This window comes from Pleomorphomonas carboxyditropha, from assembly GCF_002770725.1.
Taxonomy (GTDB): Bacteria; Pseudomonadota; Alphaproteobacteria; order Rhizobiales; family Pleomorphomonadaceae; genus Pleomorphomonas; species Pleomorphomonas carboxyditropha.
In genome coordinates, this window is sequence record NZ_NQVN01000006.1 from 80,949 (window position 1) to 95,993 (window position 15,045).

The following is a 15,045-nucleotide window of genomic DNA, read 5'->3' on the forward strand; positions in this document are numbered from 1 at the left end:
AGGATACGAAACGGCGCGGTCCTCGTGGGGCCGCGCCGCTTTTTTTACCGTCAGATGAACAGCGCGGTCGCCGACCGCTGCGCCTCGCCTAGGAAGGTGGCGACGCCGCCGATCTCGACGCCGTCGATCAATTCCTCGCGGCGGATGCCCATCACATCCATCGACATCTGGCAGGCGATCAGCGCGGCGCCGCCGTCGACCAGCGCGGCAAGCAGGCTGGCCGGCGTGTCGACGTGCCTGTCGCCCATCACCTTGCGCATCAGCCGGCCGCCGATCCCGCCAAAATTCATGTTGGAAAGGCGGTTGAGCCGGCCGGCGCCCTTGGGCAGCAGGAAGCCGAAGGCGGCGTCGATCATCGGCTTGCGCGGGCTCGGCGCATCGGGTTTCCGCAGCACGTTGAGGCCCCAGAAGGTGAAGAACAGCGTCACCTTCGAGCCCATGGCGAGCGCCCCGTTGGCGATGATCAGCGATGCCATCACCTTGTCGAGGTCGCCGGAGAACACCACCAGCGTCGTGCCGTCCCGGGACGCCGCAGCCGGCCCGGCCTCGGCGGTGATCGCAGCCGGCGCCGCCTTGCGGACGCGGGCGGTGATGACGCCCTTGCCGGTCTCGACGCCGAGCAACCGGTGGCCGGTCCTGTCGGCCCAGGCGCGGATATCGCGGCCGAAGGCGGGATCCGATGCCTTCACCTCCAGAAGCTCACCGGTCTCCATCGCCTCGATGGCGCGGAAGGTCTTGAGGATCGGACCGGGACATTGCAGGCCGGTGACGTCGAGGACCTGTACGCCCGCTGTCACAGCCACGCGGCAATCCCCTTTCTGAGCTTCGATCTCCGACGGGTCGCGGCGTCGAATGTCTTCATAGTCGAAGATGTCCTGACTCGATTGCTTCTCGGTCGCCCAAGCGTAAGTCTTGAAGCCGCCGGTCAGGTTGCGAACATCCTTGAAACCGGCCTGTTTCAGGACGCGGTAGGCGAGATAGCCGCGCAGACCGACTTGGCAGAAAACGATCAGCGGCTTCTCCGGATCGAGTTCGCCGATCCGCTCGCGCAGGTGATCGAGCTCGATATTGCGGGCACCCGGCAGGGTGCGGATGGAGAATTCCTCCGGCGTACGTACGTCGACGAGCTGCACCGAAGCGGGAGCAACCCGCAGGAGATCGTGCAGTTCGCGCCAGTCGACGATCCGGTGGCTGCCGTTCAGTACGTTCTCGGCGACGTAGCCGGCGACGTTGACCGGGTCCTTGGCCGAACCGAAGGGCGGCGCGTAGGCGAGCTCCAGTTCGGTGAGGTCGGTCACCTTGAGGCCGGCGCGGATCGCCGTGGCGATGACGTCGATGCGCTTGTCGGCGCCGTCGATACCGACCGCCTGGGCGCCGAGAATGGTGCCGTCGAGGCCGTAGACCAGCTTCAGGCTGATCTGCTGGCTGCCTGGATAATAGGAGGCGTGCGAGCCGGAATGGGTGATGTTGGCCCGGTAGGGAATGCCGAGCGCCTTCGCCGCCGTCTCGCTGAGGCCGGTGCAGGCGGCCGCCAGATCGAACACCTTGAGAATAGCGGTGCCGAGCGTGCCGCCATAGCTCCTGTAGCCGGTGGGATCGGCAGAAAGCATGTTGTCGGCGACGATGCGCGCCTGCCGGTTGGCCGGGCCGGCCAGCGGGATCAGCGCCATGCGGCCGGACACCCTGTTCATCACCTCGACCGCGTCGCCGACCGCGAAGATATCGGGGTCGGAGGTGGCGAGATGCTCGTCGACCCTGATGCCGCCGACAGCCCCGAGTTCAAGGCCGGCATCGCGGGCAAGCTTGAGTTCCGGGCGAACGCCGATGGCCAGCACGACGATGTCGGCCTGGATGCGCTTGCCCGAAGCGAGGAAGACGATGGTATGGTCGGCCCGATCCTCGAAATGCTCGACCTTGTCGTCGAGGAAGAGTTCGATCGCCTTGTCGCGCATATGGGCATGGACGATGGCCGCCATCTCGTCGTCGAAGGGGGCGAGAACGTGAGAGGCACCCTCGACGACGGTGGTGAACAGGCCGCGCTCGTGGAAATTCTCGGCGACTTCCAGGCCGATATAGCCGCCACCGATCACCACCGCCCGGCGTGGCCTGGTCTCGGAAAGCGAGGCCATGATGCGATCGAGATCGGGAATGTTGCGCAGCGTGAAGATGCGCGGCGAGGCAATGCCGGGAATCGGCGGCTTCAGCACTTCGGCGCCCGGCGACAGCAGCAGGCGGTCGTAGCTCTCGGCCGTCTCCTCGCCGCTGTCGAGATTGCGCAGCGTCACCGTCCTGGCGGCGCGGTCGATGGAAAGCGCCTCGGTGCGCGGGCGGACATCGACGTGATAGCGCGCCTCGAACCCCGCTTCCGAGGTGACCAGCAGCTTGTCGCGATCGGCAATGGCGCCGGAGATGTGATAGGGCAGCCCGCAATTGGCGAAGCTGATGTAGGGACCTCGCTCGACGAGAATGATTTCCGCCCGCTCGTCGAGGCGGCGCAGGCGGGCCGCCGCGGTGGCGCCGCCGGCAACGCCGCCGATGATGATGATCTTCATGCCCGACTCCATTCCATGTAACTATTATATACGCATCTACTAAAATAATGATGCTACAACAAGACGGGGAAATAAGTAGGAGCGGCTGCCCGATGGAACGGAAGATCGCGGCGTCGCGTCCCTTTCGGAAAAGGCCGGCCCCGCCGGCGAGCCTCGACGCCGCCGCAAGCACCGGCGGCGCCATCCCTAAAGAGGATGCCCGGAGAACGAATTGGGAAGGACGCCTATCGGCAGTGCATCAGGGTGCCGTCAGCTATCGTCGCGCAGGAACATCACCGCAAAGCCCATCTGCACGCTGGAAAAGGTGAGCCCCACCGAAAAAGTGAGGACGGCCAGCGCCAGTGCGGCCGACGACGAAGCGAAAATCAGCGTCGCGATGCCGCCGATGTTGAAGGCCAGCAACAGCCCGACGAACAGCACGGCGACGCCGAATCCGATCGCCGCATGGCGGATGAGGAAGCGAACCAGAAGCGGCAGGCTGGAGATGGTCATCGTCTCGCCTCCTTCGTCCGGCGCCCGACTGCAGGGCTATGATAGCGCATTCAGGACGAGAAGACGAGAAACCTGAAAAACACTTTCATGTTCCCATCGCCGGGCATCATATTTCGCCGGACGTCTTTTCGGAACGAAAGCGCGATCGCTCGAACAGCAGCACCACCAGCAGCGCCATGACGAAGGGAATGATGAGGTAGAACAGGCGGAATACCAGGAGCGCGGCGATCACGTCGGCGTCGGCCATGTCCGGCAGGCCCATGACGAACACCAGTTCGAGCACGCCGAGGCCGCCGGGCACATGCGAGATCAGCGCCGCCGAGAAAGACATCAGGAAAATGCCGAGCACGACGAAATAGCCGGGATTGCCGGCGTCCGGCAGCGCGAAATAGATGATGCCGGCCGCCCCCAGCAATTCGCACGAGCCGATGGTGATCTGCGACAGCGTCACGTGCAGCGACGGATAGACGATGGCGAAGCGGCCGAGATGCAGCGGCTTCAGCCGCATGACGCTGCCGATCAGATAGAGCGCCACCAGAAACAGCAGAAAGGCGCCGGTGGCCCGCGACGCCGAGATGGGCAGAAGATCGCCGAAGCGAAGCACGATGTCGGGATCGAACACCAGGACGAGGCCGATCAGCGTTATCGTGCCGAGAATGAAGGTGAACGAGCAGAAGGCGATGAGAAGGCCGATCTCGGCCGGCGACAGCCCCTTGGTCGAATAGGCGCGATAGCGGACCACGCCGCCCGACACCACCGAGGCGCCGATGTTGTGCGACAGCGCATAGGTGGTGAACGAGCAAATGGTGATGAACAGCCAGTCGATTCGCTTGCCGAGGTGGAGGAGCGCCACCCGGTCGTAGCCGGCCAGCGCCGCGTAGGCGACCAGCGTCGAGAGGGCGGCGAGGGCCCAGTGGAGCGGCTCGATCGCAGCGAGACTGTCGCCGACCTTTTCCAAGGAAAGCCCGCGGAGTTCCCGGAGAAGAAGCCAGACGGAAAGCACGATCGTCGCCGTCGCCACCACCGGCCAGAAATAACGCTTCAGCTTCATTCGCTCCGGCCGCTACAGGCGCCTCGTATCGATGGGAGGCCCAGGGACCTCGGCGAAGCACCCAGTTTACGGGGGGCGACGGGACCGGATCAATCCTCAAGATTGTTCTCCGGAAAAATGCGCTACGTCATCCGCCTTAACTTGAGTTTGCGGGAAAACAAAGAACACCGTACCGTCCCGCGGCAAACTGCGAGCCGTTTGCAACTTGAGCCGAGACAGCGCCGTGGGCCGATGGGAGCATATGGCAAGGAGCATGATGGCGCTGGTGGCCGCGATGGCCCTGGCGCTGCAGCTCATGCTGCCGATGTCGCCGCCGGCCGCCGCGCAGACGACAGCCCTCGCCGACTGTCACGCGGACGCCGCCGCGCACCACGGCGGCAAGCACGATGCGCCGTCCGGCCGGGCCGGCTGCGACTGGTGCATGCTGTGCGGCAAGCTCGGCACGGCGGTGGGGCCGCTCGACCGTGTCGCCGACCTGCCGCAGCGGGTCGCCGCGCCGGTAGCGGTCGTCGCCGCCGCCGCTGACCTCGGCCATGTCATCGGCCGTCCGCGGACGGGATCCGTCGGAGCGCGGGCACCGCCGGAGATCGCATGATCGGACCCTATCCATCATTCGATCCCTAAGGACCCAATTCCATGACCAAGACCAAACTGGCCGCTCTCGGAGCCGCCGCGCTGCTCGTTGCCGCCTCCGTTCCCGCCCTCGCCCACGTCACGCTGGAGGCGCCGCAGGCGGCGGCCGGCTCCACCTATAAGGCCGTGCTCCGCGTGCCCCACGGCTGCGCCGGCGCCGCGACGCTGAAGGTGCGGGTGCAGATTCCCGAGGGCTTCATTGGCGTGAAGCCGATGCCCAAGGCCGGCTGGAACCTCGATATCGTCAAGGGCAAATACGAGCACGGCTACGACCTTCACGGCGGCAAGGTCACCGAGGGCGTGAAGGAGCTGTCGTGGACCGGCAACCTGCCGGACGACTACTACGAAGAGTTCGTTTTCCGCGGCACGCTGACCGAGGCGTTCGCCGCGGGAGCCACGGCGTATTTCCCGGTGGTGCAGGAGTGTGAGGGCGGCGTAGCCGAGCGCTGGATAGAGGTGCCCGCCGACGGCAAGAGCGCGGACGACTACGAGTCGCCGGCGCCCGGCGTCGAGATCGTCGCGCCCGCCAAGTGATCCAACGGGCGGCGCGGGCAACCGCGCCGTCCTTTTCCAAGGACGCTCCGATGCTGCGCTTCCTCGCAAGGCTCGCCCTGGTCGTCGCCGGCTGCGCGATGCTGGCCGGCCCGTGCTTCGCGCACGCCACCCTCCTCGGCAGCCAGCCCGCCGAGGGCAGCGTGGTCGCCACGCCGCCGGCAAAAATGCGGCTTTCCTTCAACGAGCCGGTCACCCCGCAGGTCTTCAGGCTGTTCGATCCCGACGGCCGGAGCGCCGACGTGACGGCGACGGCGCAGGACAACGATCTGCTTGTGGAGCTTCCCGCCGCCGGCGGCGAAGGCACCTATGCCCTGAGCTGGCGGGTCGCGTCCGCCGACGGGCATCCGATCGGCGGCACCGCCACCTTCTCCGTCGGTCACGCCAGCCATCGCGCCGCTGCCGAAACGGCGCGGACATCCGCCACCGCGCCGCTCATCTGGCTTATGCGGATCGGCGTCTATATCGGCTGGATCGGCGGCGTCGGCGGCGCCTTCTTCCTGATGGCCGTCGCCGCCGGGCGGCGTCCGGCCGTGGCGGATCGCGCCATCGCCGCGCTTCTCGGCCTTGGCGGCGTCGCGACGCTATTTTCCTTCGGCTTGCAGGGGCTCGACGAGCTCGGCGGAAATTTGGCCCACCTCGGCCGCGCCGCGCCCTGGCTCGCCGGCCTGCAATCGCCCTATGGCGGGACGCTCTGCCTCGGCGTCGTGGCGCTCGTTCTCGCCGCCCTCGCGCTTCGCCTGCCCGCCGGCAAAGTCGCGGCGGGAACGGCCTCGGCCGCGCTTGTCGCCGTGGCGTTCGCGCTGACCTTGAGCGGCCACGCCAGCACGGCCGCGCCCGCCTGGGCGGCGCGCCCTGCCCTCGCCCTGCACGGCGCGGCGGCGGCGCTGTGGGGCGGCTCGCTGCTGCCTCTGCTCCTTCTCGTTGCCACCCGCCACGAGGGCGCGGGCGGCAGCGCGCTGCGGCTTTCCGCCCTGCTGTTGCCGACGGTCGCCGTGCTGGCGCTGTCGGGCCTGACGCTCGCCGTCCTGCAAGGGGTGACGGTCGCAACGCTGGCCGGAACGGACTACGGCCGCCTCTTGGCCGGCAAGCTGCTGCTGGTGCTCGCCATGCTGGGCCTCGGCGCCCTGAACCGCCGCATCCTGGTGCCGCGGCTCGCGACCGGCGGCGACGGGCATTTTCGACACCTGGGCCGGGTGCTCATGGTCGACGTCTGCCTGCTGCTGCTGGTGCTCGCCGTCGTCGCCGGTTGGCGCTTCACGCCGCCGCCACGCAGCATCGCCGCTGCCGAGGCGGCACTGCGCCACCGTTCGATGCTGCATATCCACACCGCCCGCGGCATGGCGATGATCGAGATCGGCGGCCACGGCGACCTCGATATCCGCCTGAGCGGCGCCGACGGCCGGCCGCTTGCGGCGCAGGACGTCCGCGTCGGCCTCGCCAATCCCGCCGCCGGCATCGAGCCCTTGCAGCGGCAGGCAACGCTGGTAGCCAACGGGCACTGGCGGGTCGATGGGGTGAGCTTCCCGGTCGGCGGCGCCTGGACCCTGCGGCTCGGCGTGCTCATCAGCGACTTCGACAGCCTGTCGCTCGAAGGCACGCTGACGGTTCCGTGACGAACGGAACCGCACGCCTCCTCCGGTGGTTTCAACTGGCAGCCGGAGGACCATCGGATGGCACCCTACACATTCTGGAAGGGCTACCTGAAGCTGTCGCTCGTCACCTGCCCGGTGACCATGCGGCCGGCCACCAGCGACTCCGACAAAGTCCGCTTTCACGTCCTCAATGCGAAGACGGGCAATCGGGTCGTCAGCCGCTATGTCGATGCCGAAACCGGCAAGCCGGTCGAGGAGGACGACGAGGTCAAGGGCTATCCCGTCGACGAAAACGGCAAGCACGTCCTTCTCGAAGACGACGAGATCGAGGCCGTCGCCCTCGAAAGCACCCGCACGATCGACATCGACATGTTCGTGCCGGCCGATTCCGTCCCCTGGGTCTATTACGACAAGCCGCACTACCTCATGCCGAGCGATCCGGTCGGCGAGGAGGCGTTCGCGGTCATTAGGGAAGCCATGGCGTCGACCGAAACCGTCGGCATCTCCCGGCTGGTGCTGTACCGGCGGGAAAGGGCGGTGCTGCTCGAACCGCGCGGCAAGGGCATCGTCGTCTGGACGCTCCGCTACGGAGACGAGGTTCGGCCCGCAAAGGACTATTTCGGCGGGATCGGCGGCGACGGGATCGAACCTGATTCCATGAAGCTCGTGAAGGAGCTGATCGACAAGAAAACGCTGCCCTGGGATCCCGACATGGTGTCCGATCCCGTGCAGGAAAAGCTCCTGGATCTCATTTCGGCCAAGAAGAAGAAGCGGAAGCGCCCGGCCAAAGCCAAGGCGAAGGCGGAGGAAAAGCCGAGCAACGTCATCAACATCATGGACGCGCTGCGCAACAGCGTGGCGTCGGAGAAGAAGGGCAAGCCGCGGTAAACGGGCGCTGGCCGGCCTCGTCTCAGGCGGTTTTCCTTCGCCCTTTCCTCCCGGAAGCCAGAGGCACCGCCGCGGCGCGAAAACCGTCCCAGGGATCCGCCGTCATCGCCGCGAGGCGAGCGGGCAGATTCGCAACCGTGAAGTAGGCCGGACCGATAGCGGGCTCCAGTTCCTCCCAGGTCACCGGCGTCGAGACCGCCGCGCCCGGACGGGCGCGGGTGGAATATGGCGCCACCGCCGTGGAGCCGCGCTGATTGCGCAGATAGTCGACCAGGATCTTTCCCCGCCGCTTCGACTTGGTGATGGTCGCCACGAAACGCTCCGGGCTGTCGGACGCCATGGCCTCGGCCAGCGACTTGGTGAAGGCCTTGACCTCGGGCCACTCGGCAGACGGCTTCAGCGGCGCGACGACGTGCAGGCCCTTGCCGCCGGAGGTCTTCACGAACGGGTTGAGACCGGCATCGGCAAGGCGCTGCCGGACCTCCTGCGCCGCGTCGAGGACAGCCTGCCACGGTACGTCGTCGCCCGGGTCGAGATCCAGCGTGATGATGTCGGGCCGTTCCCAGTCGGCCACCGTCGAGCCCCAGGGATGGATTTCCAGCGCGGCCGACTGGACGAGCCCCATCAGCCCGTCGAGATCGTTGATGCTGACCAGCGGCTCCTCTTCGGGATCCTTGGGGTCGGTGACGATGGCGATGTTGGGATTGAGGCCCTTCCAGGCGTGCTTCTGGAAGAACCGCTCGCCCTCGATGCCGCTGGGGCAGCGGAGAAGCGCCAGCGGGCGGCCGACGACATAGGGCGCCATGAGGCGCCATACGTCGGCATAGAAGTCCGCGAGGCCTTCCTTGGTGATGCCCTCCTCGGGCCAGTACAGCCGGTCGGGATGGGTGAGCTTGACGGTCCGGCGCGGGGGCTTCGGCGCCGGGGCGCTGGCTTTCGCAACCTCGCGGGTGATCTCCTGCGCCGCCTTGTCTTCGCGCAGCCCACGGAAGGAGGCGTGGCGGAGATGTCCATCGGCGGTCCACGCCCGGAACTCGACCTCGGCGACCAATTCGGGGCGAACGTATCTGACGCCCCGGCGTTCGTCGGCCGTCATGGCGTTTTCGAACGGCTTCTCGTCGGTCCGGAGGCGCTCCAGCCGGGTCTGGAGAAGTTCGGCGACGCCGGCGCCGAAGCCGGTGCCGACGCGGCCGACATGCTGCAGCTTGCCGTCCTCGTAGATGCCGAGAGCCAGCGAACCGACGGCCGCGCGGGACACCGTCGACGGCACATAGCCGCCGATGACGAACTCCTGCCTTGCCGAGCACTTCGACTTGACCCAGGTTTTCCCCCGGCCCGGACGATAGGGCGCGTCGCGCTGCTTCGAGACGATGCCTTCCAGGCTGAGGCGGCAGGCGTGCTGCAGCACCATCGCGCCGCTTTCGTCGAGATGTCCGCTGAACCGGATGACGCCATTGTCCCGAGGGACCAGCTTTTCGAGCAGGCTCTTGCGCTCGATCAGCAGCAGGCCCCTGAGATCGAAGCCGTCGAGATAGAGGAGATCGAAGACGTAGAAGACGAAGCGATCGGTTCGGCCGGCGCTCAGGTCGGCCTGAAGCGCCGAAAAATCCGAGGCGCCGGAATCCGTTTCCACCACCAGTTCGCCATCGACGATGGCCGAGCCCATGGGCAGGTCCTGGAGGGCCGACGGCACGCCCTTGCCGAATTTCCGGGTCCAGTCCAGTCCGCTGCGCGTCAGCAGCTTGACCCGGCCGGCCTCGACATGGGCGAGAAGGCGGTAGCCGTCGAACTTGATCTCATGCAGCCATTTTTCACCGGTCGGCGCCGAGGATACCAATGTCGCCAGCATCGGCTCGACGACATCCGGCATGGGCGCTTTCCTGGCACCCTTGATATCGGCCGGATCCGGAGCGGCGGCTTCCGCTTCCGGCGCGGCCGGCGCCGGTTCCTCGGAAGATTTCTTCGGCTTGCGCGGCCTGGTGCGCTTTGCCGAAGCATTCGCGGCCACCTCTTCGAGCCCCCGGCCGGTCTTCACCGATTCCGGACGCTCCTCGAGAATGTCGGCGTCCGTCTCGCCGCGGGCGAACTCGTCGTCGCCTTTGATGAGAAGCCAGTTCTCGCGCTTTTCGCCGGGCTTGCCGTGCATGCGCACCAGGTGCCAGCGCCCCGTCAGCTTCTCGCCGGTAAGCTCGAACTCGAGGTGGCCCTTGGCATAGCCCTTGTGCGCGTCGCCGATGGGAGACCAGCTTCCCCGGTCCCACAGGACGACGGTGCCGCCGCCATATTCTCCCTTGGGAATCGTGCCTTCGAAATCGCCGTATTCGAGCGGGTGGTCCTCGACATGGACGGCAAGCCGCTTGTCGCCGGGGACGAGGCTGGGCCCCTTGGTCACCGCCCAGCTCTTGAGAACGCCGTCCATCTCCAGGCGGAAATCGTAGTGCAGGCGCGTGGCATCGTGCTTCTGGACGACGAAAGCCTTTCCCTCGGCCGAGGCGAGCTTTCCCTCCGGCTCGGACGTCGACTTGAAATTGCGTTTCCGGCGGTAGGTTTCGAGCGCCATCGTCAACCTGCCTTCCTGCGCGAGCCGGACCGCGATGCCGATGCGGCCTTGCCTTTCGACGGCTTGAGCGCGGCGCTTTCGCGAAGGGCGGCCATGAGGTCGACGACCTTCTCCTCCCTGACCTCCTTGCGGCGCGGGATCTTCCTGCCCTCGATCTTCGCCTTCACCAGTTCGGCCAGCGCCGTCTCGTAGCGATCGTCGAACTCGGTGATGTCGAACGTGCCCATCTTGGTGTCGATGATGTGCTCGGCCAGCTCGAGCATCTCGCCCTTGATCTTGAGGTCGGGAATGTCCCGAAACGCCTCCGCCGCCGCGCGGACCTCGTAGTCGAAGTTGAGGGTGGTGGCGATCAGCCCGTCGTCGTGCGGCCGGATCAGCAGGGTGCGGACGCGGCGGAACAGCATGGTGCGGGCGATGGCGGCGACCTTCTGCTCCCTGAGGCCTTCCCTGATGATGGCGTAGGCCTCCTCGGCGACGCGGTCCGACGGGGCGAGGTAATAGGGCTTGTCGAAATAGACGTCGTCGATGTCGCCGCAGCCGATGAAGGCCGACACCGACAGCGTCTTGTCGCTCTCGGGAACGGCGGCCGCCAGTTCCTCGGGCGTGAGCTCGATGTAGTTGCCCTCGCTGACCTCGTAGCCCTTGACCTGGTCCTCGCGGTCGACCGGCTTCTCGGTTTCGGAATCGATATACTGGCGCTCGACGCGGTTGCCGGTCGTCCGGTTGAGGGTATGGAAGACGATGCGCTCGGAGGTCGACGCCGCCGTGTAGAGCGAGACGGGGCAGATGACCTCGGCGATCTTCAGAACGCCCTTCCAGTTCGCGCGTGGTGCCATGGCTCTCGTCCCGCTTTCGAGGACAGGCGGCAATCGCCCTCTTCCGACGAAGCAGGAACTCACGGGCGGGAACCACGGTTCCGGAAAGCACGAGACCCCGGCAAATAAACGAAGCTCCGGACACCCTCGGGGTATCCGGAGCATTCTGCCTTGCAAAAAAGGCCGGTTAACTCAGCTACAGCCGCTCGTCGAGCCGCAGGTGTCGCACTTCAGGCAGGTGCCGTTGCGCACCATGGTGAAGTTGCCGCACTCCGAGCAGGATTCGCCCTCGTAGCCCTTCATGCGGGCGTGGGCGACGCGGGTGGCGTAGTCGGGCTGGGCCTGGGTCGAGCCGACCGCCGATGGCGCCGGCGTTTCCTCGGCGTCGCGGCGGAAGGCGGTGGCGGCCGAGCCGCCGACGCCGGTCACCGCCGCGCCGCCGCGCGCCGTCGCGAAGGCCGAGACGTTGGCGCCGGTCGCGCCGGCGCCGGCCGAGCCCTTCGGGTCCGGCGTGGCGGAGACCAGCTTGAGCTGCTTGCCGCGCACCAAGCCCTTGGAAACCACCGCCTCGCCGCCGCGGCCGCTGGTGTCCCTGCCCTCGCCGCCCGACGGCTTCAGGTCGTCCGGCACCACGTGCGCCAGCTCGTAGCGGCCGAGGTAGGAGACGGCGAGCTCGCGGAACACGTAGTCGAGGATCGACGTGGCGTTCTTGATCATCTCGTTGCCCTGCACCATGCCCGCCGGCTCGAAGCGGGTGAAGGTGAAGGCGTCGACATATTCCTCGAGCGGCACGCCCCACTGCAGGCCGAGCGACACCGAGATGGCGAAGTTGTTGAGGAGAGCCCGCAGCGCCGAGCCTTCCTTGTTCATGTCGATGAAGATCTCGCCGAGGCGGCCGTCGTCGTATTCGCCGGTGCGCAGGAACAGCGTGTGGCCGCCGATCTTGGCCTTCTGCGTGTAGCCCTTGCGGCGGGTCGGCAGCTTCTCCTGCTCGCGGTCGCGCACGTGCTTTTCGACGATGCGCTCGACGATCTTCTCGGAGATCAGTGCGGCGCGCGTGGCGGCCGGCAGGGCGGCCAGCGCCTCGGCGGCATCCTCGGCCTCGTCGTCCTCGTCGGCGAGAAGCTGCGAGTTCAGCGGCTGGCTGAGCTTGGAGCCGTCGCGATAAAGCGCGTTGGCCTTGAGCGCCAGACGCCAGGACAGCATATAGGCTTCCTTGCAATCTTCGACGGTGGCGTCGTTCGGCATGTTGATGGTCTTGGAGATGGCGCCCGAGATGAACGGCTGCGCCGCCGCCATCATGCGGATGTGGCTCTCCACCGACAGGAAGCGCTTGCCGATGCGGCCGCAGGGGTTGGCGCAGTCGAACACCGGCAGATGCTCGGCCTTGAGGTGCGGCGCGCCCTCCAGCGTCATGGCGCCGCAGACGTGGGTGTTGGCGGCCTCGATGTCGGCCTTGGAGAAGCCCATGTGGGCGAGAAGCTCGAAGGACGGATCGTTCATCTGGGCGTCGCTGACGCCGAGCTTCTTCATCTCGTCGTCGCCGAGCGTCCAGCGGTTGAACACGAACTTGATGTCGAAGGCGCTCTTCAGCGCGCCCTTCACCTTGTCGATGGCGGCGTCCGACATGCCCTTGGCCCGGAGCGAGCCGGGGTTGACGGCCGGCGCCTGGTCGATGGAGGCGTGGCCGACGGCATAGGCCTCGATCTCGGCGATCTGGCTTTCCGTGTAGCCGAGCGTGCGCAGCGCTTCCGGCACGGCGCGGTTGATGATCTTGAAGTAGCCGCCGCCGGCCAGCTTCTTGAACTTCACCAGGGCGAAGTCGGGCTCGATGCCGGTGGTGTCGCAGTCCATGACCAGGCCGATGGTGCCGGTCGGCGCGATCACCGAAACCTGCGCATTGCGGTAGCCGTGCTTCTCGCCGAGGGCGAGCGCGGCGTCCCACGACGCAATGGCGGCGTCGAGCAGCGGCTTGTCCTTGATCGAAGCGTGATCGAGCGGCACCGGCAGCGTGTTGAGCTTCTCGTAACCGGTCGCCTTGCCGTGGGCGGCGAGGCGATGGTTGCGGATGACGCGCAGCATGTCCTGGGCGTTCTTCTTGTAGCCGGAGAACGGCCCGAGCTCCCTGGCCATCTCGGCCGAGGTGGCGTAGGCGACGCCGGTCATCACCGCGGTGATGGCGCCGCAGATGGCGCGGCCCTCGGCGCTGTCATAGGGAATGCCCGACGACATCAGGAGGCCGCCGATGTTGGCATAGCCGAGGCCGAGGGTGCGGAAGTCGTAGGAGAGCTGGGCGATCTGGCGCGAGGGGAACTGCGCCATGGTCACCGACGTTTCCAGCACCACCGTCCAGAACCGGCAGACGTGCTTGAAGCCCTCGACGTCGAAGCTCTTGTCGGCGTTGAGGAAGGGCAACAGGTTGACGGAGGCGAGATTGCAGGCCGTGTCGTCGAGGAACATGTATTCCGAGCACGGATTGGAGGCGCGGATCTCGCCCGACTGCGGCGCGGTGTGCCAGTCGTTGATGGTGGTGTGGTACTGGATGCCCGGATCGGCCGACGCCCAGGCGGCATAGCCGATCTTCTCCCAGAGGTCCGACGCCTCCAGCGTCTTGACGACGCGGCCGTCCTTGCGGGCGGTCAGGTTCCACTTGCCGCCGGTCTCGACCGACCGCAGGAAGGCGTCGGTGACGCGCACCGAGTTGTTGGAGTTCTGGCCGGCGACGGTGAGATAGGCCTCGGAATCCCAGTCGGTGTCGTAGACCGGGAACTCGATCGAGGTATAGCCCTGCTTGGCGAACTGGATGACGCGGCGGATGTAGTTCTCCGGCACCAGCGCCTTCTTGGCGGCGCGCAGCTCGCGCTTGAGGCCGGCATTCTTCAGCGGATCGAAACGGTCGTCGCCGGTCGCCTCCTCGGCGGTGATCGCCGCCATGATGGCCGTGAGGTGCTTGGAACAGATCTTGGAGCCGGTGACCAGCGCCGCCACCTTCTGCTCTTCCTTGACCTTCCAGTTGATGTACTGCTCGATGTCGGGATGGTCGATGTCGACCACCACCATCTTGGCGGCGCGGCGCGTCGTGCCGCCCGACTTGATGGCGCCGGCGGCGCGGTCGCCGATCTTCAGGAAGCTCATCAGGCCGGACGACTTGCCGCCGCCCGCCAGCTTCTCGCCCTCGCCCCTGAGCTTGGAGAAGTTGGAACCGGTGCCCGAGCCGTACTTGAACAGGCGCGCCTCGCGGACCCACAGGTCCATGATGCCGCTTTCATTGACGAGGTCGTCCTCGACCGACTGGATGAAGCAGGCATGCGGCTGCGGATGCTCGTAGGCCGTGGCCGAGCGGACGAGCTTGCCGGTCTTGAAGTCGACGTAATAGTGGCCCTGGCTCGGGCCGTCGATGCCATAGGCCCAATGGAGGCCGGTGTTGAACCACTGCGGCGAGTTGGGGGCGACGCGCTGGGTGGCCAACATGTAGCGGAGCTCGTCGTGGAAAGCGTGCGCCGCCTCTTCCGACGAGAAATGACCGGCCTTCCAGCCCCAATAGGTCCAGGTGCCGGCCAGGCGGTCGAACACCTGCCGCGCATCGGTCTCGCCGATAATGCGTTCGGCCTCCGGCAGCTTGGCGAGCGCCTCCTCGTCGGGCACGGACCGCCACAGCCAGGAGGGAACGGAGTTCTCCTCGACGCGCTTCAGGACCGCCGGCACGCCGGCCTTGCGGAAATATTTCTGGGCCAGGATGTCGCTCGCCACCTGGCTCCAGGCGGCCGGCACGTGGATGTCGGCGGCGCGGAAGACGACGGACCCGTCGGGATTGCGGATCTCGCTGACCGCCACGCGGAACTCGATTCCGTCGTATGGCGAGTGCCCTTCCTTGGTAAAGCGCCGCTCGAACAACATTGTTTAGCCC

Annotated in this window: 10 protein-coding genes; 4 read left to right on the forward strand and 6 right to left on the reverse strand. The window is 66.8% G+C overall.

Annotation, left to right across the window (positions count from 1 at the left end; translation table 11 throughout):
- Positions 1–50: 50 nt before the first annotated feature.
- The 3 genes from CJ014_RS11510 to CJ014_RS11520 all read right to left on the reverse strand — a co-directional run bounded on the left by CJ014_RS11510 (position 51) and on the right by CJ014_RS11520 (position 4,095).
- Positions 51–2,552 (reverse strand): FAD-dependent oxidoreductase, encoded by a 2,502-nt coding sequence (locus tag CJ014_RS11510; RefSeq protein WP_100080630.1) that lies wholly within the window; start codon positions 2,550–2,552, stop codon positions 51–53.
- Between the two features lie 249 nt (positions 2,553–2,801).
- Positions 2,802–3,044 carry a hypothetical protein gene (locus tag CJ014_RS11515; RefSeq protein WP_100080631.1) on the reverse strand — a complete coding sequence of 81 codons (243 nt, stop codon included), beginning with the start codon at positions 3,042–3,044 and terminating at the stop codon, positions 2,802–2,804.
- 106 nt (positions 3,045–3,150) lie between these two features.
- The gene (locus CJ014_RS11520) at positions 3,151–4,095 is read right to left on the reverse strand and encodes a lysylphosphatidylglycerol synthase domain-containing protein (RefSeq protein ID WP_100080632.1); all 945 of its coding nucleotides are present in this window, start codon (positions 4,093–4,095) and stop codon (positions 3,151–3,153) included.
- A gap of 241 nt (positions 4,096–4,336) precedes the next feature.
- Here CJ014_RS11520 and CJ014_RS11525 point away from each other — a divergent pair, with 241 nt between their 5' ends.
- The 4 genes from CJ014_RS11525 to ku (CJ014_RS11540) are packed head-to-tail and all read left to right on the forward strand — an operon-like array spanning position 4,337 to position 7,763.
- Positions 4,337–4,690: a hypothetical protein gene (locus tag CJ014_RS11525; protein ID WP_133121844.1), complete on the forward strand. Its 354-nt coding sequence runs from the start codon at positions 4,337–4,339 to the stop codon at positions 4,688–4,690.
- Between the two features lie 41 nt (positions 4,691–4,731).
- Positions 4,732–5,262, forward strand: a complete 531-nt coding sequence (locus CJ014_RS11530) for a YcnI family copper-binding membrane protein (protein ID WP_100080634.1) — start codon at positions 4,732–4,734, stop codon at positions 5,260–5,262.
- A gap of 50 nt (positions 5,263–5,312) precedes the next feature.
- Positions 5,313–6,896, forward strand: a complete 1,584-nt coding sequence (locus CJ014_RS11535) for a copper resistance CopC family protein (protein ID WP_100080635.1) — start codon at positions 5,313–5,315, stop codon at positions 6,894–6,896.
- A 57-nt stretch (positions 6,897–6,953) separates the two neighbouring features.
- A complete protein-coding gene (gene ku, locus CJ014_RS11540; protein WP_100080636.1) occupies positions 6,954–7,763 on the forward strand; it encodes a non-homologous end joining protein Ku in 810 nt (269 codons plus the stop codon).
- Between the two features lie 22 nt (positions 7,764–7,785).
- Here ku (CJ014_RS11540) and ligD read toward each other — a convergent pair whose 3' ends face one another.
- The 3 genes from ligD to CJ014_RS11555 all read right to left on the reverse strand — a co-directional run bounded on the left by ligD (position 7,786) and on the right by CJ014_RS11555 (position 15,035).
- Positions 7,786–10,323, reverse strand: coding sequence for a DNA ligase D (gene ligD / locus CJ014_RS11545; protein WP_100080637.1), 2,538 nt, complete (start codon positions 10,321–10,323; stop codon positions 7,786–7,788).
- A gap of 2 nt (positions 10,324–10,325) precedes the next feature.
- Positions 10,326–11,159 (reverse strand): non-homologous end joining protein Ku, encoded by an 834-nt coding sequence (ku, locus tag CJ014_RS11550; RefSeq protein WP_100080638.1) that lies wholly within the window; start codon positions 11,157–11,159, stop codon positions 10,326–10,328.
- Positions 11,160–11,330: 171 nt separating this feature from the next.
- The gene (locus CJ014_RS11555; protein ID WP_100080639.1) at positions 11,331–15,035 is read right to left on the reverse strand and encodes a vitamin B12-dependent ribonucleotide reductase; all 3,705 of its coding nucleotides are present in this window, start codon (positions 15,033–15,035) and stop codon (positions 11,331–11,333) included.
- Between the last annotated feature and the right edge of the window lie 10 nt (positions 15,036–15,045).

Excerpts from the sequence above, each read along its gene's own strand:
- CJ014_RS11535 (WP_100080635.1), top strand. The coding sequence starts at position 5,313 with ATGCTGCGCTTCCTCGCAAGGCTCGCCCTGGTCGTCGCCGGCTGCGCG.
- CJ014_RS11555 (WP_100080639.1), bottom strand. The coding sequence starts at position 15,035 with ATGTTGTTCGAGCGGCGCTTTACCAAGGAAGGGCACTCGCCATACGAC.
- ku (WP_100080636.1), top strand. The coding sequence starts at position 6,954 with ATGGCACCCTACACATTCTGGAAGGGCTACCTGAAGCTGTCGCTCGTC.
- CJ014_RS11510 (WP_100080630.1), bottom strand. The coding sequence starts at position 2,552 with ATGAAGATCATCATCATCGGCGGCGTTGCCGGCGGCGCCACCGCGGCG.
- CJ014_RS11530 (WP_100080634.1), top strand. The coding sequence starts at position 4,732 with ATGACCAAGACCAAACTGGCCGCTCTCGGAGCCGCCGCGCTGCTCGTT.
- CJ014_RS11525 (WP_133121844.1), top strand. The coding sequence starts at position 4,337 with ATGGCAAGGAGCATGATGGCGCTGGTGGCCGCGATGGCCCTGGCGCTG.
- CJ014_RS11515 (WP_100080631.1), bottom strand. The coding sequence starts at position 3,044 with ATGACCATCTCCAGCCTGCCGCTTCTGGTTCGCTTCCTCATCCGCCAT.
- ku (WP_100080638.1), bottom strand. The coding sequence starts at position 11,159 with ATGGCACCACGCGCGAACTGGAAGGGCGTTCTGAAGATCGCCGAGGTC.
- CJ014_RS11520 (WP_100080632.1), bottom strand. The coding sequence starts at position 4,095 with ATGAAGCTGAAGCGTTATTTCTGGCCGGTGGTGGCGACGGCGACGATC.
- ligD (WP_100080637.1), bottom strand. The coding sequence starts at position 10,323 with ATGGCGCTCGAAACCTACCGCCGGAAACGCAATTTCAAGTCGACGTCC.